The 23,000-nt window shown below is 41.8% G+C and carries 15 protein-coding genes and 1 tRNA gene; 10 read left to right on the plus strand and 6 right to left on the minus strand.

Annotation, left to right across the window (positions count from 1 at the left end; genetic code table 11):
- Positions 1–224 precede the first annotated feature (224 nt).
- The 6 genes from proB (at position 225) to EAH55_RS25090 (ending at position 13,234) form a co-directional block, all read left to right on the plus strand.
- Positions 225–1,304 carry a glutamate 5-kinase gene (proB, locus tag EAH55_RS25065; protein ID WP_121812064.1) on the plus strand — a complete coding sequence of 360 codons (1,080 nt, stop codon included), beginning with the start codon at positions 225–227 and terminating at the stop codon, positions 1,302–1,304.
- A 5-nt stretch (positions 1,305–1,309) separates the two neighbouring features.
- Positions 1,310–2,557, plus strand: coding sequence for a glutamate-5-semialdehyde dehydrogenase (locus tag EAH55_RS25070; RefSeq protein ID WP_121812065.1), 1,248 nt, complete (start codon positions 1,310–1,312; stop codon positions 2,555–2,557).
- A 787-nt stretch (positions 2,558–3,344) separates the two neighbouring features.
- Positions 3,345–4,433, plus strand: a complete 1,089-nt coding sequence (gene mnmA / locus EAH55_RS25075; protein WP_121812066.1) for a tRNA 2-thiouridine(34) synthase MnmA — start codon at positions 3,345–3,347, stop codon at positions 4,431–4,433.
- A 233-nt stretch (positions 4,434–4,666) separates the two neighbouring features.
- Entirely contained in the window at positions 4,667–7,060 is a 2,394-nt protein-coding gene (gene topA / locus EAH55_RS25080; protein ID WP_121812067.1) for a type I DNA topoisomerase, read from the plus strand.
- 93 nt (positions 7,061–7,153) lie between these two features.
- On the plus strand, positions 7,154–7,558 hold the full coding sequence (locus tag EAH55_RS25085) for a hypothetical protein (protein ID WP_112566969.1): 405 nt from the start codon (positions 7,154–7,156) through the stop codon (positions 7,556–7,558).
- A 66-nt stretch (positions 7,559–7,624) separates the two neighbouring features.
- Positions 7,625–13,234: an alpha-2-macroglobulin family protein gene (locus tag EAH55_RS25090; protein ID WP_121812068.1), complete on the plus strand. Its 5,610-nt coding sequence runs from the start codon at positions 7,625–7,627 to the stop codon at positions 13,232–13,234.
- 75 nt (positions 13,235–13,309) lie between these two features.
- Here the strand turns inward: EAH55_RS25090 and EAH55_RS25095 are convergent, their stop codons facing one another.
- The 4 genes from EAH55_RS25095 to EAH55_RS25110 form a co-directional block, all read right to left on the minus strand.
- Positions 13,310–13,849, minus strand: a complete 540-nt coding sequence (locus EAH55_RS25095; protein WP_121812069.1) for a hypothetical protein — start codon at positions 13,847–13,849, stop codon at positions 13,310–13,312.
- 89 nt (positions 13,850–13,938) lie between these two features.
- Entirely contained in the window at positions 13,939–14,619 is a 681-nt protein-coding gene (locus tag EAH55_RS25100; protein ID WP_121812070.1) for a helix-turn-helix domain-containing protein, read from the minus strand.
- A 91-nt stretch (positions 14,620–14,710) separates the two neighbouring features.
- Complete coding sequence (locus EAH55_RS25105; RefSeq protein WP_121812071.1) at positions 14,711–16,153, minus strand: hypothetical protein; 1,443 nt, start codon at positions 16,151–16,153, stop codon at positions 14,711–14,713.
- A gap of 45 nt (positions 16,154–16,198) precedes the next feature.
- The gene (locus EAH55_RS25110; protein ID WP_121812072.1) at positions 16,199–18,988 is read right to left on the minus strand and encodes a TonB-dependent receptor; all 2,790 of its coding nucleotides are present in this window, start codon (positions 18,986–18,988) and stop codon (positions 16,199–16,201) included.
- 200 nt (positions 18,989–19,188) lie between these two features.
- On the opposite strand from EAH55_RS25110, the gene EAH55_RS25115 reads away from it, so the two are divergent.
- Positions 19,189–19,521, plus strand: coding sequence for an ArsR/SmtB family transcription factor (locus EAH55_RS25115; RefSeq protein WP_112566484.1), 333 nt, complete (start codon positions 19,189–19,191; stop codon positions 19,519–19,521).
- A 15-nt stretch (positions 19,522–19,536) separates the two neighbouring features.
- On the opposite strand, the gene EAH55_RS25120 is transcribed toward EAH55_RS25115, so the two are convergent.
- Positions 19,537–20,703, minus strand: coding sequence for a hypothetical protein (locus EAH55_RS25120; protein WP_121812073.1), 1,167 nt, complete (start codon positions 20,701–20,703; stop codon positions 19,537–19,539).
- A 668-nt stretch (positions 20,704–21,371) separates the two neighbouring features.
- On the opposite strand from EAH55_RS25120, the gene EAH55_RS25125 reads away from it, so the two are divergent.
- The 3 genes from EAH55_RS25125 to EAH55_RS25135 all read left to right on the plus strand — a co-directional run bounded on the left by EAH55_RS25125 (position 21,372) and on the right by EAH55_RS25135 (position 22,486).
- Positions 21,372–21,707 (plus strand): hypothetical protein, encoded by a 336-nt coding sequence (locus EAH55_RS25125; protein ID WP_121812074.1) that lies wholly within the window; start codon positions 21,372–21,374, stop codon positions 21,705–21,707.
- A 174-nt stretch (positions 21,708–21,881) separates the two neighbouring features.
- Positions 21,882–21,968, plus strand: a tRNA-Ser gene (locus EAH55_RS25130).
- Positions 21,969–22,165: 197 nt separating this feature from the next.
- Positions 22,166–22,486: a helix-turn-helix domain-containing protein gene (locus EAH55_RS25135; protein ID WP_262707315.1), complete on the plus strand. Its 321-nt coding sequence runs from the start codon at positions 22,166–22,168 to the stop codon at positions 22,484–22,486.
- Positions 22,487–22,553: 67 nt separating this feature from the next.
- Here EAH55_RS25135 and EAH55_RS25140 read toward each other — a convergent pair whose 3' ends face one another.
- A complete protein-coding gene (locus EAH55_RS25140) occupies positions 22,554–22,979 on the minus strand; it encodes a DUF4265 domain-containing protein (protein WP_121812076.1) in 426 nt (141 codons plus the stop codon).
- Between the last annotated feature and the right edge of the window lie 21 nt (positions 22,980–23,000).

The following is a 23,000-nucleotide window of genomic DNA, read 5'->3' on the forward strand; positions in this document are numbered from 1 at the left end:
TGATTGGCAATTGCATTAAAATGATACATTGTCTATAGAATTAGTCGACAAAAATATAAATTAAAAGCTTGCTGTCAAGGCAATTATTCATTTTTTTTGAGTTTTTGATGATTTTGGCATCATTTCACTATAAAATCCATCACTTTAGTGGATATTTTAAAATAAACAAGGCCTAATTACGCTCAAATTTGTAATATTGAAGCCTCAACCTCTGTACTCAGCTAATGGCTTTCAATTATCAACGCATCGTTATTAAAATCGGCTCAAATGTTATTACCCAGGAAAATGGCCTTCCCGACCAGTCACGAATAAAACATTTGGTTGAACAGATAGCCGCGATAAAAAAGCAAAATATTGAAGTTATCCTGGTATCGTCAGGTGCCGTAGCATCAGGCCGTAGTTTGATCACCGTATCTGAAAAATCAGATGCGGTAGCTGCCCGCCAGGTACTTGCTTCTATAGGCCAGGTAAAACTCATCAATACCTACTCGCATTTATTTGAGCAGTTTCAGATCCTGTGTTCGCAGGTTTTGGTTACCCGCGAAGATTTCAGGGACAGGATGCACTACCTCAATATGAAAAACTGCCTTGAGGCCTTGTTGCAATACGAGGTGATCCCTGTTGTGAACGAAAATGACGTGGTATCGGTAACCGAACTGATGTTTACCGACAATGATGAGCTGGCAGGTCTGATAGCCTCTATGCTTAATGCTAACGCCCTGATCATCCTTACTAATGTCGATGGTATTTATAACGGCGACCCTAAAGCAGCCGGTTCAGCAGTGATAGATGAAGTAAGCGGTAACGGGCTTGATTTTTCAAGTTTCGTGTCGTCAGGCCGTTCGCAATTTGGTCGTGGTGGAATGATCACCAAATCTACTATGGCACAAAAAACAGCCCAGTTAGGGATTTCGGTGCATATTGCAAATGGTAAACGGGACAGTATATTAACCGATGTGTTGGAGAATCAGGTTACACATACCCGTTTCATTCCTAATAAAACAGCATCGGGTAAAAAGAAATGGATTGCCCATTCCGAAAAATCTGCAACGGGCAGCGTGTTGATCAACGCCGGAGCCAAAGCCGCCCTGATCTCAAACAAAGCAACCAGTTTATTACCTGTTGGTATTGTTGGCGTGATAACCGACTTTAAAAAAGGGGATATTATTAAACTGATTGACGATACCGATAAATTGATAGGTTTAGGTATTGCCGAATACGGTGCCGACAAGGCCCGTGAACGCATCGGCCAAAAAAACCAGAAAGCGTTGGTACATTACGATTATCTTTACTTACAAGGCTAAATAACATGAACTATAACAGCTATTTTGATAAAGCACGTGAAGCAAGTCGCAAAGCAACCCTTGCCCCTGCCCTGATCAACAAGGTTTTGGAGGATGTAGCTGCTGAAGCAATTGCCCAAACCGGATATATCCTGGCCGAGAACCAAAAAGACCTTGACCGCATGGATCCGGCCGATCCAAAATATGACCGTCTTAAGCTAACAGCTGATCGCATTACGGGAATTGCCGGGGATATGCTAAGTGTGGCCAAATTAGATAGTCCGCTTGGCAAACAGCTTTCGGCCACAGAAATGCCCAATGGTTTATCCATATCAAAAATACGTGTGCCACTCGGCGTTGTGGGGGTTATATATGAAGCGAGACCAAACGTAACTTTTGATGTTTTCGCACTTTGCTTTAAAACAGGTAACATCAGTGTACTAAAAGGTGGCAGCGATGCCGATTTCTCAAACAGGGCTATCATCTCGGTTATCCATAAAGTATTGGAGAAACATAGTGTTGATATAAATGTCGCCACTTTACTTCCAGCTGAACGGGAGGCTACTACTGCCCTGTTGAATGCTATTGGCTATATTGATGTACTTATCCCGAGAGGAAGCCAGTCACTGATTGATTTTGTACGCGATAATAGCAAGGTTCCTGTCATTGAAACTGGTGCCGGTATAGTGCATACCTATTTTGATGAATCAGGCGATTTGGAAAAAGGCGCTGAGATTATTGCCAACGCTAAAACTCGTCGTGTAAGCGTTTGTAATGCTTTGGATTGCTTGATCATCCACTCGGCAAGGTTGAGTGACCTGCCCCGATTATCACACATATTAAAAGAAAAAGAGGTAGAACTCTTTGCTGATGAGCGTGCTTTTGATGCGCTTAAAAATGACTACCCCGCCTACCTGTTGCATAAAGCCAGCCCGGAACACTTTGGTACTGAATTTCTTTCAATGAAGATGGCTATTAAAACCGTAGACTCATTTAACGAAGCACTGGAATATATTGCCATAAACAGTTCCAAACACAGCGAAGCCATTATCTCGGAGAACGCCGAAAATATCGCCCAATTTTTAAATGATGTTGATGCCGCCGCCGTGTACGCAAACGTATCAACTGCCTTTACCGATGGCGCTCAATTCGGACTTGGTGCCGAAATTGGTATCAGCACCCAAAAACTTCACGCTCGCGGCCCTATGGGGCTTGAAGAACTCACCAGTTACAAATGGCTGGTTAAAGGAAACGGACAAACCCGTAACCCGTAAACTTATTACTCCGAAAATCTTTATTACATAAAAAAGGTGCTTACTACGTGTAGTAAGCACCTTAAAAGTGTTATTCCCTATTGTTTTGCGTTTACTTTATTAAGTAGTTGGCTGCGGCAATAAAGCAGATAATCACTAAAATCACGCCCTGTAATTTTTGTTCTAAAGTCAATTGAGTTAACATATTTTTATTAATTAGGATATAGCAAATTTATAATGTAATAGGTCTGTTACAATAGGCGGTATCATTTTTACATTATTTTTAATAAATAATACCACCTGTTTTTATAATAGTTAAACCGACATTTATTATTTAAAATTTTAGCAACAAAAACGCCTGAATATTGAATTCGGTGTACCATTTACACCCCGTTTTTATGTAACATTTTTAGCATAAATGCTGGTTTGAATGCAATGTTTAATTGGTTTTTATTTGTTGGGGTTTTACGAATGCATCTGTACGCTGGTTACACTAAGCCATTGAGATTCATACTCCTTATATGTTTAAATGCCACCTGTATTAAGCCAGTGTTAAGGTTATTGCCGTTGAAACATTTAACTTATACTAAGGAAATAATAAACATCATATAGCTTTCTTGGAAAGATGTATTACGCCAAGGGGCTTAATCACACTTGAGTTTTACTTTATATACGAATTATAAAGCACTGAAAATAAACAATAATTAACTATTAATTAACTCGGAAAGAGTTCGATTGCAACACATTTTACCCTATACTGACTAAGGGTATATTAACATAAAAACCAAATAGGTATCTTTGCAAAATTATGAGTAAGCACGGTAGGATATTAGTGGCAATGAGCGGCGGAGTTGATAGTTCGGTAGCGGCAGTGATGTTGCATGAGCAGGGCTATGAGGTAATTGGTTTAACCATGAAAACCTGGGACTACGCCTCATCGGGCGGTAGTTCAAAAGAAACCGGCTGCTGCAGCCTGGATAGTATTAATGATGCGCGCGCCCTTGCTGTTGGCTACGGCTTTCCGCATTATATATTAGATATCCGTAACGAGTTTGGCGATTTTGTAATCGATAACTTTGTTGACGAGTATTTGGCGGGCCGCACCCCTAACCCATGTGTATTATGTAACACCCACATTAAATGGGAAGCACTATTAAAACGTGCCGATAAGCTTGATTGTGAATTTATAGCCACAGGACACTATGCAAACATCCGTTTGCAGGATAACGGCCGTTACGTAATTTCAAAAGGCAAAGACACTAATAAAGACCAGTCATACGTATTGTGGGGAGTATCGCAGAAAAATCTTGCACGTACTAAATTCCCTTTGGGCAGTTTTTCAAAGCCTGAGATCAGGCAGATGGCGCTTGATATGGGACAGATTGAACTTGCCGGTAAAAGCGAGAGCTATGAGATCTGTTTTGTTCCCGATAACGATTATCGTTCATTCCTTCGCCATAAAGTTGAAGATTTGGATGAAAGGGTTGGCCCGGGCAATTTTGTGCTTTCAAATGGCACCGTTGTCGGTAAACACCAGGGCTATCCTTTTTATACCATCGGCCAGCGGAAAGGCTTGGGTGTGGCTTTAGGTCATCCAATGTTTGTGATGCGCATCGACCCTGAAACCAATACTGTTGCTTTAGGTACAGCCGATGAACTGGAACGCAAACAGGCATGGGTAAGGAACCTCAACCTCATTAAATACGAAACCATAAGTGAGCCGCTTGAAGCTATCACTAAAATACGCTATAAAGATACCGGCACCCAAAGTACCATTCTTCAAATGAACGAGCATATGAAGGTTGATTTCCATCATAATGTATCAGGCATAGCTCCAGGCCAGTCTGCAGTATTTTATGAAGGTGATGACCTGCTTGGTGGCGGTTTCCTGATGTAAACATCCTTTTTTTCCTTCATATTTTAAGTTGAAAATATGAATTGAACAATTGCTTGTTATCAATTTATTAAGATAAAAGCAATTGTTTTATCATAATGCTATTTTCAATGGCATTTTAACATTATTTCTTCAACTCAAAGCCCAATAAGCGTTCATTTTTTGCACCTTTTACTAAAAACTAATTGGTGTTTCGCTTACTTTATGTTTTATTTGCAAAAACTAAAACTGATTAAATGGCCAAAAACTTACTGATAGTTGAATCACCTGCAAAAGCTAAGACCATTGAGGGTTACCTTGGCAAGGACTTTACAGTAAAGTCCAGCTACGGGCATATCCGTGATCTGGTTAAGTCGGAAGATGCAATTGACATTGCTAATAACTTTAAACAAAAATACGAGGTACCTGCGGATAAAAAGCAGGTAGTCACCGAATTAAAGAAGTTAGCTAAGGAAGCCGAAATGGTTTGGCTTGCATCGGACGAGGACCGCGAGGGTGAGGCCATTTCCTGGCACTTGTTTGAAACGCTGGATTTGAAAGATACTCATACCAAGCGTATTGTTTTTCATGAGATCACCAAACCGGCTATTTTAAAAGCAATTGATACACCGCGTAAAATTGACTATAACCTGGTTAATGCCCAGCAGGCACGCCGTGTTTTAGACAGGCTGGTGGGTTTTGAACTCTCCCCTGTTCTGTGGAAAAAGGTAAAACCTTCACTTTCTGCAGGCCGTGTACAATCAGTTGCGGTAAGGCTTATTGTTGATCGTGAACGCGAGATTAATAGATTTAAATCGGAGGCTGCATTTAAAGTAGTAGCCATATTTGGTAAAGGCAAAGAGGCTTTCAAAGCCGAACTGCCTGAGCGTTTTGCAAAACAGGAAGAAGCTGAAAAGTTTTTACAGGATTGCATTGCTGCTGATTTTGATGTAAAATCATTAGATACACGCCCAACAAAGCGTTCTCCTGCCGCACCATTTACAACATCAACACTGCAACAGGAAGCCAGCCGTAAGCTTGGCTATTCGGTTGCGCGTACCATGCAGGTTGCTCAGAGGCTTTACGAATCGGGATATATCACCTATATGCGTACCGACTCGGTAAACTTGTCGGAACTTGCTTTGAACTCCGCCGCGAGCGAAATCGTATCTGCTTACGGTGAAAAATACCATCAGCAAAGAAGATATAAAACAAAAAATGCCAGCGCCCAGGAAGCTCACGAAGCTATCAGGCCTACATATTTCAATAACCATACTATTGATGGCGAATCTTCAGAAAAGCGTTTATATGAACTGATCTGGAAGCGCGCCATCGCCTCGCAAATGAGCGAAGCACAGTTTGAGAAAACTACTGCAAAAATCAGTATATCAACCCGCAGTGAAGATTTGGTAGCCAATGGCGAAGTAATGAAATTCGACGGGTTTCTGAAGGTGTACCTTGAATCAAACGATGATGAGGATGATGCACAACAGGATGGCGACAATACAATGCTGCCACCTTTAACCAAAGGTCAACGATTGGCTTTGCAGGAAATGTCGGCAACAGAGCGTTTCTCGCGCCCGGCAGCCCGTTATACAGAGGCCAGCCTTGTAAAAAAACTGGAAGAGCTTGGTATCGGCCGTCCGTCAACCTACGCCCCTACTATTTCAACCATTCAAAACCGTGGTTATGTAGTTAAGGAAGAGCGCGAAGGCAAGCAACGTAACTTCAGGGTCTTAACACTGAAAGCAGGCAGCATCATTAAGGAAGAAAAAACGGAGAATACCGGCGCAGAACGTGGTAAGCTATTCCCTACCGATATTGGCGCTGTTGTAAATGATTTCCTGGTACAATATTTTAAAGATATCGTTGATTTTAACTTTACAGCCAGCGTTGAAAAGCAATTTGACGAGATAGCCCAGGGGCTCAAAGAGTGGACAGACATGCTCCACGATTTTTATAACCCCTTCCACAAAGAAGTGGAAAGCACTATCGAAAAAGCTGACAAAGCTACCGGTGAGCGTGAATTAGGCAATCACCCTGAAAACGGCAAGAAAGTTTCGGTACGTATTGGTCGTTTCGGGCCTTTCGTGCAGATTGGCGAAACAGCTACTGATGATACTGAAGAAAAACCGCTTTACGCAAGTTTGCGAAGTGGCCAAAGCATCGAAACCATCAGCCTTGAGGAAGCGCTTGAGCTGTTTAAACTTCCCAAGGTAGTAGGCGAATATGAAGGCAAGGTGATGAAAGTGGCAATTGGTCGTTTCGGGCCTTATATTAGCCATAACAGCGCGTTTGTATCCTTACCTAAAGAAATCGATCCGCATGATGTTACTGAAGAGCAAGCAATTGAACTCATCAACCTAAAGCGTAAAAAGGATGCCGAAAAGCTGATCAAGGCTTTTGATGAAGATCCGGATGTAAAAGTATTGAATGGTCGCTGGGGGCCTTACATTGAATTTGGCAAGCTGAATGTTAAGATCCCTAAAGATAAAGACCCTTTGACCCTTACCTACGAAGAATGCAAGGCCCTCGCCGATGCCACGCCGAAGGATGCTAAAAAGGGACGCTTTGGTAAAGCTGCTGCGGCTGCCAAGCCAACCGCAACAAAAGCCCCTGCCAAGAAAAAAGCGGCAACAAAAAAGAAATAGTGAATGGTTGATTGGGTTGATCAGGTGAATGGTTTAGCGAGTATGCTTAGAACCTCTCACCTGATCAACCCAATTAACTTAATCGACCAAAATATGAAAAAAGACCTGCCCGAAAATAATGTAAAGGATATTGCTATCGCGGTAGCATTGGAGAGCGAGAGTGTGGAAAGTAAGGTATGGTATGTATATCTCATTAACCTTAAAAATGAGCCGATTGAAAATGTACTTATTACCTCAAGAGGTTATGGTGAAAAAGATGGCGAGCAGGTAAAAACCTCCACCCTGCGGCACATGATCCCTGTTGTTGACAGCCAGGCATATAAACTTATTGAACCTATTGATGAGCAAACATTTGGCCTCAATAACGAGTACTGGCTGAGCTATTATATCGGCAAAGACATTTTTGACAAGAAGTTTATTTTCCTTCCTGAAAGCATTGTAGAGATGAATTTTATCAAGATCCCGGTTTTAAATAAGCCCGGAGTTATGATAAAATAATTTTTGCTTTAAATTATTTATTGTCATAAATTTTATAATTTACCTGATAATAAATAAACCTATTTCATGGAAAACGGATACAGTCAATTCCGCAGACGCCGAACCTTAATCACTGTTATCACCACTGTTACCCTTGTTTTACTCATTGTATACCTGGTAGCCATTGGCCATAAAAAAACAGTTGTCGACCCTGCTTTCAGCAAGTATATCGAGTCGTACACCACCGGTGTTGTGTCCAAACAAAGCCCCATACGCATCCGGTTAGCCAGTGATGTGCAGGTAACCCATCAGCAAAATGAGGAAATAACCGACGATCTTTTTAACTTCTCTCCATCCATAAAAGGGAAAGCCATCTGGACAGATGCGCGTACTATTGAGTTTAGGCCTGACGAAAAGCTTGATCCAGGAAAAAACTATACTGCCGATTTCAAATTGAGCAAGCTAATCGAAGTGCCGGGCAATTTCGAACATTTCAAATTTAGCTTCCAAGTCATTCAGCCTGATTTTACGGTATCATTCATCGGTATGCAAACGGCCAGCAGTACCTCAAACACCGAAATGAAACTGACCGGCGACATCCAGACAGCCGATGCTGAAGATCCATCTGCCGTTGATAAACTCCTGGTGCCCAATTATGATTCGCCGGTTAAAATAAACTGGGAGCATGATGCGGCTCATAAAAACCATCATTTTACCATAACCGGCTTAACCCGTGTTGCAGGAAAAGGTAGTCCGCTTGTTATTAACTGGGATGGCAGCAGCATTGGCATAGATAAAAAGGGCAGCCAGAATTTCGAGGTTCCCGCTATCGGCGATTTCAAAGTATTGAACATTCGCGCGGTGCAGGACAATGACCAATATGTTGAAGTGCAATTTTCAGACAATATTTTGGTTGGACAGGAACTCAACGGGCTCATCAGCATCAACAATATTTCCGATCCTGCCTACAGCATTGACGGCAGCCTCGTGAAAGTTTACGCTCCCGACCGCCTACAGGGCGATTACACCGTAACGGTGAATGAGGGCATCAAAAATACCCTTTTGAAAAGGATCACCAAAGGCTATACCGCTAACTTGTTTTTTGAAAACCGCCTACCAGCCGTTAGCATACCGGGCAAAGGTGTTATCCTGCCCGACTCCGGCCGGATCATGATGCCTTTTGAAGCAGTGAACCTGAACGCTGTAGACGTTACGATCATCAAGATTTACGAAAACAACGTTCCCCAATACTTCCAAAGTAACGGCTTCGACGGCAGTGCCGAGTTAAGGCAGGTTGGTAAACCAATAATCCAAAAAACAATCCGTTTGGATACTGATAAAGGCCTTAGCCTGAACAAGAAGAACCGCTTCATGCTCGATCTTGATCAGATGATCCGTACCGAACCAGGCGCCATCTATCGGGTAGTGATCGGTTTCAGACGGTCATACTCCTTGTTCAATTGCAAGATCCACAGTGGCAAAGTACAAAAAGATAATGGTGACGATGGCGAAGATGAAGGTTATTATGGCGGCGAATACAGCGACAATACATCAAAAGTAAATGACGAGGACGATGATTTCTGGAAGCGATATGACAATTACTATCCCGAAGGCTATAACTGGCAGGAACGCAATGATGCCTGTACAGATTCCTATTACAGCAAACAGCGCTGGGCTACCCGCAACGTCATAGCATCTAATATCGGCCTTATAGCCAAACGGGGCAATAATAACAGCATGTTGATAGCGGTTACCGATATCTTAACGGCAGAACCAATGAATAATGTAGAGCTGGAATTGCTTGATTACCAAAAACAGGTGATTTACAAAGGTACTACTGATGGCGACGGTCTGGCTAAGTTCGACCTGAAGCGTAAGCCTTATTTATTGGTAGCTAAGAAAGGTTCACAACGTGGTTATTTAAAGCTTGATGACGGTAGTTCACTCCCTCTGTCGAGGTTTAATGTTGGTGGCGAAGAAGTACAGAACGGCCTTAAGGGATTTATTTACGGCGAGCGTGGTGTTTGGCGTCCGGGTGATTCCATTTATACATCTTTTATCCTGGAAGATAAATTAAAAACGCTACCGGCCGATCATCCGGTTGAATTTGAGCTTTATGACCCAAGCGATAAATTATATAGGCGGATTACCCAAACTAAAAGCGTAGATGGATTTTACAGTTTTCATACCGCGACTGAAACCTCGTCCCCTACCGGTAACTGGACAGCCAAGGTTAAAGTGGGCGGTGCTGTATTTGAGAAAAAGATAAAGGTTGAAACGATAATGCCGAACAGGCTTAAGCTTAGCCTCTCCTTCGGCGGCGCTTCGGAATTAACCAAAGGCAATAATGCCAATGGCAAGTTAAGTGCGCAGTGGCTTTTCGGCGGCGCGGCACAAAATTTAAAGGCTAAGGTAGATGCTTACTTATCGGCACAAAATACAAGCTTCAAAAAATATAAAGATTATGTTTTTGATGACCCTACACTTGCCTTTAATACACAGGTACAAATCGTTTTTGATGGCAAGTTAAGCGAAACAGGCACAGCCGATGTTGATGCTAATGTAAACGTCGAAAAACAGGCTCCGGGGCAATTGCGCGCGAATTTCCTGGTTAAGGTATTTGAGCCAGGTGGTAATTTCAGCATAAACCAGGTAAGTATGCCTTATAATGTTTATCAAGGCTATGTAGGCGTTAAAACACCTTCGGGAAGCGATTTGTCAGGTATGTTGGTTACTGATAAAGACCACGTTATAGACATTGCCGATGTGGATGTAAACGGCAATGCCCTTCCGGGAAGCCGCGACGTACAGGTTGAATTGTATAAAGTGCAATGGCGCTGGTGGTGGGATCAAACCGGCAATGAAATGAGCAACTTTACCCAGGATAAGTATAATAAGCTCATCATAACCGAAAGTGTGCGGTTAACCAATGGCTCGGGCCAATGGACTCTTCATATCAACAAAGCCGATTGGGGCCGGTACCTTATCAAAGTAAAAGATGAACAAACCGGGCATTCAACAGGCAAGATCATTTATGTTGACTGGCCAAACTGGTCGGAAAGGTTGCAATCCACCAATCCTACAGAAGCCGCAATGTTATCTTTCACTTCAGATAAACAAACGTATAAGGTTGGAGAAGAAGCTACACTGACTATTCCAACAGGTGAGGCCGGCCGCGCGCTGATCAGTTTTGAGAACGGCAGCAAGGTTTTAAAAACCACCTGGATAGATACAAAAAAAGGGCAAACCCGCTATTCATTCAAAGTTGACGAAACCATGGCGCCAAACGTTTTTGTAAACGTTACGCTGCTGCAAAAACATTCACAAACGGTTAATGACCTGCCTATCCGGATGTATGGTGCTATTCCTTTACAGATAGAAAACCCGGAGACCATACTGAAACCAATTATCAGCATGCCTGACAAGATCAGACCCGAAACACAATCGGCCATTACCGTTTCAGAAGCATCGGGCAAGGAAATGACCTACACCATCGCTATTGTAGACGAAGGCTTACTGGATATCACCAATTACAAAACACCCGACCCGCATGATACTTTTTATGCCCACGAAGCTTTGGGCGTAAAAACCTGGGACTTGTTTGATTATGTGATAGGCGCGTTTGGCGGCGGTTTGGAGCGAATTTTAAGTATAGGTGGTGACGGAAACCTGGGTAACAACAAAAATGTGTCTGTAAACCGCTTTAAGCCTGTTGTGAAATTTCTTGGCCCTTTCCACCTCAATACCGGTGAAAAGCAAACACAGCGCTTTACATTGCCTCAGTATGTAGGCTCCGTTAAGGCCATGATAGTAGCAGGTCATAACGGCGCTTATGGTATTGCCGAAAAAGCCGTAGCGGTTAAAAAGCCGTTGATGATCCTGGCTACCTTGCCCCGTGTGCTTGGTCCGTCAGAAAGTATTCAACTGCCGGTTACCGTGTTCGCGATGGAAAACAATATCAAAACCGTAAGCCTGCAGGTACAGAGCAATGCTTTCAGTAATTTAGGCGGTAACAATCAAAAAACACTAACTTTTGATAAACCGGGCGACCAACTGGTAACCTTTGATTTAAATGTTAAAGATTTTGTTGGTGTTGGCAAAGTAAAAGTAATTGCCAAAAGCGGCTCAGAAACAGCGGTGTATGACGTTGATCTTAACGTCCGGAACCCTAACCCTCCTATTACAAGAATTATACAGAAAGAACTTGCGCCTGGTGAGGCTTGGAATACCGACTATCAACCGGTTGGCATCAACGGAACCAATAAAGCTACACTTGAGGTGGCTTATATCCCGCCATTAAACCTTTCAAAACGTTTGGATTACCTGATAGAATACCCACATGGTTGTGTGGAGCAAACCACGTCATCGGCATTCCCGCAATTGTATCTGAACCAATTGCTTGATCTTTCTCCTAAACAACGCGCCGAAACCGACCGAAATATTAAGGCCACCATTGATAGGATTAACGGCTTCCAGGTGCAAGGCGGTGGCTTAAGCTACTGGCCGGACGGTGGCGAAGCTAACGAATGGGGTACTAACTATGCCGGACATTTTATGTTAGCCGCTCAAGCCAAAGGATATAGCATGCCTATAGGTTTTATTGACCGCTGGAAGAAATACCAGAGGGAAAAAGCCCTGACCTGGGCGCCCAGGAAGCAGCCGTATTATTATGAAGATGATCTGACGCAAGCTTATCGTTTATACCTGCTTGCCCTTGCCCGCTCGCCGGAAATGGGTGCGATGAACCGGTTACGTGAATTTGCCTTGTTGAACGATGCCGCTGCATGGCGACTTGCTGCTGCCTATAAACTTGCAGGACAACCTGAAGTTGGTTTAAAGATGATATCGAAACTATCGACCACGATTAAGCCATACAACAGCCTGTTTGGTACTTATGGCTCCGATTTACGCGATGAGGCTATGATATTGGAAACCCTTACCCTGCTGGATCAAAAACAAAAAGCCGCCGGACTGGTGCATACCGTAGCCGCCCGCCTATCGCAGGATGATTGGTATAGCACCCAAACTACGGCCTACTCGCTGATAGCGCTGGCACAATTTTACGGACAAAATAAACCAGCCGGTAAGCTCGAATTTAACTACACTAATGGCAGTACTAAAACCACCATAAGTACAACTTCTTATCTGTGGCAAGGTATTTTAACAGCTAATGGCGGTAAAGTTTACCTTAAAAATAATAGCAATAACAAGCTGTACATTAGGTTAATACAAAGAGGACAGCCATCATCAGGACAGGATAGCCAATCAATTATCAATCCCGATATTTTACAGATGCGCGTTGGCTATTTCTCGCTTAAAGGAAAACCGATAGATCCATCATCCTTAAAACAGGGAACAGATTTTGTAGCCCAGGTAAATATCAAAAATCCGGGCAAACGCGGCAGATACGATAATCTGGCGCTTACCCAGATCTTCCCTTCGGGTTGGGAAATATTAAACACCCGCCTGCTTGGAGATGAAGCTTTTAAATCGTCCCCTTCCGATTATCGTGATATCCGCGATGACAGGGTAAATACTTATTTCAGCTTATATGAAGGCCAGGAATCAACCTATTATGTGATGCTGAATGCGGCTTATACCGGCAAATACTATCTACCGGCAGTTTATTGCGAGGCGATGTATAACAACCAGATCAGCAGTTTATTAAAAGGTCAATGGGTTGAGGTTGTAAAGTAGTCCCCAAAAAAGCCTTACGAGGTTTTGGAAACTTCGTAAGGCTTTAGGAATTTACTACAGGATAATGACAAACTCTTAGTCAATCACAAAATTAGGGTCAAAATATTGTTTGACAAAAACGGTGTCTTTTAATTGTGGGATCCCATCGGCCTGTAAAAAAATCTTTGCTTCTAACAGCCATTTTGTTTGATCGGCCCGGTTATTTGGAGTGGTATTGATACCTTTAACGTAACCATCTACAGGTTTAAACGGCGCCTCGTACATAAGGCATGCCGGACATGACCGATTAAACTGGATCTTGCCGCCAATTATATCAGTTTTAGTTAGTGAAAAGCTTTTGCCCTGCATAGGCGCTTTGATGTATAAAGTAGTCGTAATACCTGATGTACGCTGGCTACTCCAAAATACGCGAAATACACCTGGTTTAAGGGTGGTGTACCCTTCAAAATCAGCTTGTTCGGTAAATAAAAAACTACAGTTAGATCCTTCGCCACAGGTCGTTAAGTTTTTACCATCTATGGCAGGCTGATTTTTTTCGCTCTTTTGTTTACTACAGGAATAAAACAACGAAGTACTACTAAGCAGTAATAATGGCAGGATAAGTTTTGATTTCATGCTTAAGGTTAATTTGTATAAACCCTTACGTTTACCCTAAGCGTTATGCTACAAAAAAGCGCATTAAGTTTACGTTAACAAACTGTCTGTCAGCCGGCCGCAAACAAATAATTCATTTTAGCCAACGCGCTTTCAAGTACAATACCACTAAAGCCACTTTCTTCAATAAGGGTCACTATTCTGAAACTATAATACTCTTTACTAAGTGTATCTATATCTGTTTTGAGGGCTCGCGAGAATAAAGGCAGTTTTTCAGCCCCGGGACTTTTCTTCCCGCATTCAATACGGCTAAGCTCCGAGCGGTCGATACCAACAAGTCGCCCCAACTCTTCCTGCGACATCTTGAGCGAGCGCCTGTATCTTTTTATTAACTCGCCAAAGCTTGCAGAGTAAGAGGTGTTTGCAACCGCCTCCTTTTTCTCGTGTACGGCTTCGGATAATTCTGCAACAACCGGCAAATCGATAACCGAATTCAAACTGCCAAAAAGTGATACAAACTTGCCTGCTACGCGGTTAAACAAGGCGATGTCAACACTGTAGACGGTATCGAGTTTAGACCCGTTGGTTTTTACCAACCCGAGTGCCTTAAGCTCAGTTATATGTTTCAGGATGTTCTCCATCTCAAATGGCACATTGCAAATGTCCTTTTTACTTATCGCATTATTGTTTTCAATAATTTTCCGAACAATATAAACCCGCACGGGCAAAGCCAGTAAACGGGCAAACCAGGCAAGTTCGCTATCTGTTTCGGTATATTTGGGAGACGGCATGGTATGTTTTCGGGCAGAAAATTGCAGGATGTAACAATAACAAAAAAGGCTCCCCAATTACCGGGGAACCTTTTTTTGAGGGTGTACCAAATTATTTTTTCACAGCACCTGCTGTAGTATATGGCATTGTTTGAGGGTCAAAGTTAGCCCAGCCAGCAGTCCAGTCGGTTGAACCGAAAGCACCTTTATAGTCAACTTTATCAAAGAATGTATCATTCAGTTTAGCATCTGTAAATGCAGCACCTGAAGCAGCAATTGAACCGGTTTTAACGGTGAAGTCAGGAGTACCTGCGTTTGCGAAATCAGATGAGAATTTGAATGGTGAGTTAATTACCGCGTCTGCATAAATAGCGGCATTAAATACGTTCTCAGCCCTAAGTTGAGTTTCAAATTTATCTTTGTTTTCGCCTTTAACCTCGTTGCCTTTTTTGTTGCTACCTAAAATCAAGTTGTTTTTGAAAACTAAACGGCCGGCGGTATAGTTAGTTAAAGTTGAATTAGGTGTAGTTTCTTTGGTATCATCGATATAAATACCTTCAACATAACCTGAAAAAATTGAGTTAAAGCAGCTTAAAGCAGAGTTACGACGGATTTGTGCACCATGCTGATAGTTAGCGTTAACGTTAGTTTCGCCATCTTTAGTGATTGGGCCTAACATAGTCATGTTTGAGAACACTACAGAAGTCTGTGGTGTTTTGTCGGAACCAGAACCATCATTATCACTTTCAAAACCGTTTGAACCAGAGATATCTGCAATAGTTTTGAAACGTTGGCTTAAACCAAACTGAATTTTACCTGCAAAACCAAAGTCGGTATCAAAATCGTCGTCTAAGCTACCCATAGCAATTAGGTGTTTACAATTTACAGTACCACCAAACCACTCAAAAGCGTCATCACCAGAACGGTAAACCTGAACATAATCGATAGTTGTACCTTTACCTACACCACCAAAAGTAATACCGTTAATTTCGTTATCTGGTGAAAATGGAATACCGGCGTACTCAACACGTACATATTTAAGCGTACCTGAGTTGTCATTTACGTCGGTACCACCGTATTGGATGTATTTAGCAGCGTTACCTTTAGCATCTAAACCACCTTCGATACCTACGTTGTCACCTTGATTAACCGGAGCTTTACCCAAAAGGATCAAACCACCCCAGTCGCCGTTTGAACGGGCACCGGCTTCAAATGCAGAAGTAAATACAATTGGTTTATCAGCAGTACCAACGGCCATGATTTTTGAACCGCGGGTGATAGTTAAAGTACCTTTACTTGCTTTATCACCTTTTATCAGGGTACCTGGTTCGATAGTCAAAGTAGCGCCGTCGGTTACATAAACGAAGCCCTTAATTAAATAGATTTTGTCAGCTTTCCAGGTAGTGTTGGCTGCGATGTCGCCGGTTACAGTAACAACATTGTTGTCTGAACCGCCACCGGTTGGTGGGTTTGGATCGATCACAGCATCTTTCTTACCGCAAGCCGCGATAAAAAGGCCGACAACAAGTGTTAAAAATAATCCCTGTTTTTTCATAATTTTTGCTTTTTTGGAATCAGTTGTTTTTATTATGTTCTTTTCTTAAAATGTGTAGTTAAATGACAGGGCATAGTTTGCACCTGGCAGGTAGCTTTTGAAAGTATAGCCAGTTCCTGACGGAATGTATGGCTTGCCATCAAGCTCGTAGATGAAATTGTATTTTTGGTTTAACACGTCGCTTGCACTGAATTTAACTTCGCCTTTGCTTTTCAGTACTTTATAACCGATCTGGAAGTCGAGCACATTACGTGGTTGCTCGTAAACGCTTGAAAATCTTTCGCCACCGGCATAAAAAATACGTTTGCCAAGCCTGTTGTACAGTACATTAATAGATAGCTTGTTATTAAACTCATTGTGCTGTAAACCCGCGTTGATAACATAAGGAGACTGCCCTACCAGCGGACGGCTTTTTTCAAGGCGAACAATACCATCATTAGGGTTAGTTACTTTTGAGCGGTTAAGCGAGAAGTTGGCGTAAGCTGTTGTGTTTTTAAAGAAGTTGCCACCGTTAATGAAATCAAGTGTTTTACGCGCCTCTAATTCAAAACCATATACATAAGCCGATTTTGAGTTAAAATAGCTGATGGTAGTTGACGAGTTAGAGTCTTCTATTTTAGGCTCGATAGCATTTTGGAATTTTTTGTAGAAAGCAGATATCGAAAAGATCTGCCCGGCCGAAGGATAAAACTCATACCTTAAATCGGCGTTATCAACCAATGTACGTTTCAGGTTTGGTTCACCCTGTAAAGTAGCCAGTAATTCGTAATCATAAAATGCAAACGGCGCCAATTCCCTAAATTCAGGCCTTGCCAGCGTACGGTAATACGATGCCCTGAAATTAGCCCGCTGCGTTAAAGCATATGTAAAGTTTACCGAAGGAAGGAAATCCGTGTTATTTAGTTGCGCACGCGGCTGCTGCATATCTGTTTCTTCGGTATGCAGTTTAAGATCAAATTTCTCGACCCTTAAACCATAAACAACGCGTATCTTTTCGCTGAATTTGCTATCGAGCATGGCGTAACCGGCGTTAGTCCAGCTGTTCGCATCATACCTGTCGGTAGGGTTTGAAATTTCGTCAAGCGAGTACAAACCGTTATTGATCAGGTTAGGGCCAAATATGGTTTGAATTGGTCGCTGAAGGATAGTGTTAATATCGTATTGAGTATTACTTGTATTGATAACCAGGCCAAGGAAACGCGCGTTAAAATCGCGCTTACGATATTGCGAGTAAACACCCAGCTTCAATGTACTTTGTTTAAACAGATCAACAGGGACCGAATAATCTACCTTACCTGAGTAAATGTTTTCGTTCAGATGAGAAAATACACGGGCATTTTGTTTAGCTAAACCAGTAACCTGAGCGTAAAACGGTTCGCCGGCAGCACCTTGTCTGTAGTTGGTTTTACGCTGATCAGGCTGATCGTTAATGATATTGCTAAAGCCCAGGTTCCATTTAATTTTTGAGTTTTTAGCGCCTAAACCGTGCTCGCCTTCAAGCGTGCTTTTTAGCAATGATTTCTCTAACAAATCGTTGGCATAGAAACGCGAATCATAGCTGCCATCACTGGTATTTGAACCTGTGCGGTAAGTAAACTGGTCATCAAACGTACGGTTGTAGAGGTTTTTGAACGTGATTTTGTTTTTACCAAAACTGTAAGCAAAGTTGGCCAACGCACCTATATTTGTTGAGAATTTGTATTGGGCACTGTGATAATCATAGTTATCAAACTGCTGTATCAAATCGGGAACAGTAGTTTGCGAGTTACGGTAAGTTAACGATACCGTTGTACCAAACCTGTTTTTGCTGGCGCCAATCTCCTGCACATTACCTACGGTTAGCTGATAGTTTTGAGTAGGTAGAGCATTACTTCTGTAGATACTAAAATCGTTGTTAAGACTGTTGATTGACTGGATGGTTTGGGTTTGGCTGAGCTGGCGGTTAACGATCTGGTTTGTTGTAGGGAAATTGCTAACCAGTTTGCGTGTCCCATTGTCAAAGCCAAAGTAGTCGCTGGCGTTGCGGTACCCGTTTTGGAAATCCTTAAATGTGCTCTGAGAATTATAGCCCACGCCGACATTAAGACTTACAAAGTTTTGATCAGGAATATCTTTGGTTTGTATTTGAACGCTACCACCGGCAAAATCACCCTGAAGATCAGGAGTTGCGGTTTTGCTGATCACAATATTCTCAACAAGGTTTGACGGAACAATATCAAATGAAAATGCCTTACGGTTAGGCTCGGTACTTGGTAGCGGAGCTCCATCAAGTGACGCACTGTTATACCTGTCGCTCAAGCCCCTTACAATTACAAATTTATTATCCTGGATAGTAGTTCCACTTACCCTTTTTAACACATCGCTGGTATTGCGGTCAGGCGCGCGGCGAATAAGCTCAGAAGAGATACCGTCAGAAATAGATGCGCTATTTTTTTGAGTTGCATATAACGAAGCAACTGAAGCCTGACGGTAGGTTGATTTAACCACAACCTCCTTAAGTGCAGTTGTCGCTCCGGAAGCCATCGCAATGTCAAGCGTAGTAACCTGACCGGCCTTAACTTCAACATCCGAAATTGATTTAGTTTGATAGCCTATATATTTAATAACTAAGGTGTATTTACCCGGCTTTACATCGGTAAGCACGTAACGGCCATCTACGTTGGCAGCGGCGCCTTTAGTTGTGCCATCAATACCCACAGTAGCACCAATAAGCGTTTCACTGGTTTTTTGATCGATGATCTTGCCAATGATCTTGCCATTGCCTTGTGCGGATACTTTCAGTGTAAAGAAAAATACGGATAAGATTAGCAGGAGTAAAGATTTTGTCGACTTCATAAATTTTTAATGACGGGTCAAAAGTATCCCCGTTAAATTAAATTCATGTTAACTCAAAATTATCAAATCGAATATCTTAAATGTTAAATTAAATCTAAAGTTTTAGATTTTATCCAATATCATGAAGATTAAATGAAGTATTAGAGGTTCAATTATTCATTTTTAAATATGGGTTATATATTTGTAACTCACATTTAAACATGGCTAATCATAAAAAGGCTGAGTTTGCCGCAACAGATCAGGATTTATCAATGGTAGCAAAAGCGCTGTCGCATCCCGCAAGGATTGCTATTATGCGTATTTTAGCCCAGCATAAGCATTTTACCTGCGGCGAAATAGTTGAGATACTTCCATTGGCACAACCTACAGTATCCCACCACTTAAAGGAATTAATGGATGCCCGGTTGATCACCGTTGCTATTGACGGTAAGAAATCGTTGTATGATGTTAACTGGCCTACCTGGAACCGGTATACTGCCCAATTTGAGAATATGTTAAGCGCCATTAATAACGCTGAACAAAAGGTTGGATAGGCAACCCTCCTATTCTTATGGGTTATATTCGTACACAATTTTATAAGGTACCTGCTTTAGCGATGCTGATACCTGCCCTATCTTAAGATCATGTAACTGTGGGGTAGGTTCGCAAAATGAGTATGCTTTTCCGTTATAAAGCAAAGGTTTCCCAACTGGTTTATCAAACTGAACTGCCATAGTTATATGAGTTGGATATAAAACAGCAATCATAGGCAAATTGTATATTTCCTTCACCAAATAAAAGAACAAGCCCGCCCGATCATCACAATCACTGTATTGGGCAAACAGGGTTTCTTCGGGGCTTAGGCGCTTTTCGCGGCCAAAATTCATTTCGTCGTTTTCATATAAAAAGGCATAACGGGTAAAACGCATCAGGTAGTCAACCCCTTTTTTTGTATCCATCCTACTCACATTTTGCTTAAGTAAAGGAATCAGCGAACCATAGGTTTCCTTACTTAATGGGATATTGAAATAGGATTCAAAATCGACAACGGGGTAATTTCTGAAGATAGAATCAACCAGCGGATTGAGCTTAATTTTGAAATAGTATGCCCTATGCTGATAAGTAAACTGCAAATCTTTTTCGATATAATTTGCCTGCGTAAAATCAGGCATCCGGGTAACTTTATATGAAAACGAATTTATAGCCCCGGGAACATCGATATCAACAGGAGTAGCAGCCTGTGTTGTAAGATCGGTGCCTGGATAGTCATGGATATTGAGGCACATGTACTTTTTATTATTAACTGTATATGAAGGTATATCAGATATATCTTCATTATTGTAAACGTAAAAAATGATCTTTTTACCGGACAGGGCCAACCGGGCATCATACCCCGATTCAACCATCAGGAACCATTTATATAAGGTATAGTTGTTATAGTTTTTTTCTTTTGGGGCTATTTGCTGCGCAGTTTTACGTACAAGCTGGTAATAAAGCCAGTCGTTAAGTTGATGCTTTTCCTTGTAGCTTTGCAATTCTGTAAGCAAAGATCTATAACCTCCTGTACTACCAGCATGGTAAAAGTCTTTTATAATCTGTTCGGATAACACGGAGCCAGTAGTCACGATAGTCTGTGTATCAACTTCGGCATTAAAGGTTCCGTCATAAAAGGCAAAACAAATCCTTCTGCTACTTTGCGCGCGCAGGTTAACTGTACTCAAAAGCAACAAGCACATGAATAATATTTTAACGCATCTGGTCATCAGTCGAGTACCCGGTTCATAATTTATATACAAGTTACAAATTAACGCCGAATTGGTTAATGTTATTTTAATCATTTAGGAACACAATCATAACATTGCAATCCTATTTTTGATGTTTGAAAAACCGGTTCATGAGGTCAATATCATTAGGAAAAAGAATACTTTGTTTATTTATAGCAATAGGGTACTTCTTTTTTTCGTGCTTATATGTTACACGTTGCCCTAAAGTTGCCGGTCATACTAAAACCGGGCAACACTTTACTGCTAACAGTCAGGTAAAGCACAATACCCCTGTTATTTCAAGTGCAACTAACAGCAAATCGATCCCGGTTCTATTTCTATCACGCCCCCGTGTTATCTTCGGCAAAAACTTAGTCGCCTTAAGTAACCAATTCAGGTTAATACGCGTTTGTGAATTATGTCCATTCAGGTGCCTGTCAAAAATTGACGATCCGAACAGGTTCCGGGCTCACAAAATCTTTTATACAGCTAATATCCTTTCTATTATCCGTACCTGGAAAATTTGAGTTATCAGGGCTCCTCTCCTGCTGATACCTGTTACAATGTTTCCTTAATTATTTATTACCTGCATTACATGCTGTTAACACCGCACAATGCAATTAAAAACGTATGGATAAATTATGCCTTATTTCGATCTGAAATTTTCAACTACCGACAATGAACTGGCCAATTTTGCGAAAGCTCTTGCCTTACCTGTAAGGATTGCCATTGTGCGTATTATCATAGCTAATGGCAATTCTGTAAGCAAAGAAAGTTTATATACTATTCCCTTTAACCACGAAACGATAACCAAGCACCTTGCCGAATTAAGACGGTTGGGGATTATCAAAGCCCACGGTTTACGTAGCTCACTTAAATATAGTCTCGATGAGCAGTTATTTCAGCAAATGGCCGATGGTTTTGCCATGCTGTTTGATAGTATGCGAACGTTTGAGCCCGATCTGCAGAGTTGCTAATGATGAAAAACGGGCTGTTTTTAGCTATTTTCTGAGGCAAAAATGATTTTTTATAAAAAAAATTAAATTCTAATAATCTGATAAACAGACTGTGTGTTGTAACATTGGCTTAACTTAGGCTTAAAGTACCTTTCCAGATTTGGCAATTCGCTTCAGATTTGTACTTTTGTCCCCGGAGAGTTGGCAGAGTGGTCGATTGCGGCAGTCTTGAAAACTGTTGAACTGTTAAAGGTTCCTGGGGTTCGAATCCCTAACTCTCCGCATCAAGTGAACAAAGTTTTTGTAAAACGCCTCAAATCATAGAATTTGGGGCGTTTCTTATTTGTAGGCAACGCATCCAAACTCAATACTTCTCAATCTGATCGAGACCTCTTGCGGGACCTGTTTCAGGCTCCTAATTTTAGGTCTCGCTAAACCGCTAAATGTTTATTTATTAACCTTTAATTGTTAACTTACGCATCCAAAAAAGACTGAAGCAGGCAGAGCTGGCTGAGATCGTCGGCCTGAACTCTTATGTGCAGATTGGCCGCTATGAAACAGGTAAAGCCAAGCCAGCAGCAGATATGCTATCCAAGCTGGCAAAAGCGTTAGATACGACTACTGATTACCTGGTGAATGATGATTTTAACGATGCATCTGTAACGGCGCAGCTAACTGACCGGGAACTGCTTAAACAATTTAAGGAGGTAGAGCAGTTTAGCGCTGAAGATAAGCAGGTTGTAAAGATTTTCATTGATGCCTTTATCACGAAAAGGCATATCCAGGAATTAGCTAAGTAAATGCTTAATGAGAAAAGCCCCTGTGCAGGGGCTTTTCATGGTCGTTTTGAATGGGCAATAGTGATTATTAATCGATATCATGCGCTAAGCAAGATTCCTCATAACTCCACAAATCCTTTTCTTCCCCTTCATCCAAAAACCTTCTAATCAATGCATAGTCAATCTCTGGCGCAATGTCGACAGACATCAATGTTGGAATGTTACTACCTTCCCAACGACAACCCATGCCTTCGAGCTGAATCATAGTTGTATTGATAATTTCATCTTCGTAAAAGATAATTCTAACCGTTGTGTGCCCAGATTCTTCTACAAGTCCCGTAACGAAAAGCTCACCATTTCTATCCTCTACCTTTACAATGTCGCCCAGTGAATAACCAGGGGCATAGAATAATATATTATCAAGTTTATAATTGTCGCCAACCTTCTCTGCCCAAGCACTCTCTAATGCATATTGTTCTTCAAGGTCATTGTATTCAAACGTTATCTTTTCCATGCATATTGGTTTAATTGATTG

Origin of the sequence: Mucilaginibacter kameinonensis, assembly GCF_003675385.1 — a bacterium.
Classification (GTDB): domain Bacteria; phylum Bacteroidota; class Bacteroidia; order Sphingobacteriales; family Sphingobacteriaceae; genus Mucilaginibacter; species Mucilaginibacter kameinonensis.

Bases quoted from the DNA above. Each gene is read 5' to 3' on its own strand.
- EAH55_RS25125 (WP_121812074.1), top strand. From the start codon at position 21,372: ATGCCTTATTTCGATCTGAAATTTTCAACTACCGACAATGAACTGGCC.
- EAH55_RS25115 (WP_112566484.1), top strand. From the start codon at position 19,189: ATGGCTAATCATAAAAAGGCTGAGTTTGCCGCAACAGATCAGGATTTA.
- proB (WP_121812064.1), top strand. From the start codon at position 225: ATGGCTTTCAATTATCAACGCATCGTTATTAAAATCGGCTCAAATGTT.
- EAH55_RS25120 (WP_121812073.1), bottom strand. From the start codon at position 20,703: ATGTGCTTGTTGCTTTTGAGTACAGTTAACCTGCGCGCGCAAAGTAGC.
- EAH55_RS25070 (WP_121812065.1), top strand. From the start codon at position 1,310: ATGAACTATAACAGCTATTTTGATAAAGCACGTGAAGCAAGTCGCAAA.
- topA (WP_121812067.1), top strand. From the start codon at position 4,667: ATGGCCAAAAACTTACTGATAGTTGAATCACCTGCAAAAGCTAAGACC.
- EAH55_RS25140 (WP_121812076.1), bottom strand. From the start codon at position 22,979: ATGGAAAAGATAACGTTTGAATACAATGACCTTGAAGAACAATATGCA.
- EAH55_RS25105 (WP_121812071.1), bottom strand. From the start codon at position 16,153: ATGAAAAAACAGGGATTATTTTTAACACTTGTTGTCGGCCTTTTTATC.
- mnmA (WP_121812066.1), top strand. From the start codon at position 3,345: ATGAGTAAGCACGGTAGGATATTAGTGGCAATGAGCGGCGGAGTTGAT.
- EAH55_RS25110 (WP_121812072.1), bottom strand. From the start codon at position 18,988: ATGAAGTCGACAAAATCTTTACTCCTGCTAATCTTATCCGTATTTTTC.
- EAH55_RS25090 (WP_121812068.1), top strand. From the start codon at position 7,625: ATGGAAAACGGATACAGTCAATTCCGCAGACGCCGAACCTTAATCACT.
- EAH55_RS25100 (WP_121812070.1), bottom strand. From the start codon at position 14,619: ATGCCGTCTCCCAAATATACCGAAACAGATAGCGAACTTGCCTGGTTT.
- EAH55_RS25085 (WP_112566969.1), top strand. From the start codon at position 7,154: ATGAAAAAAGACCTGCCCGAAAATAATGTAAAGGATATTGCTATCGCG.
- EAH55_RS25095 (WP_121812069.1), bottom strand. From the start codon at position 13,849: ATGAAATCAAAACTTATCCTGCCATTATTACTGCTTAGTAGTACTTCG.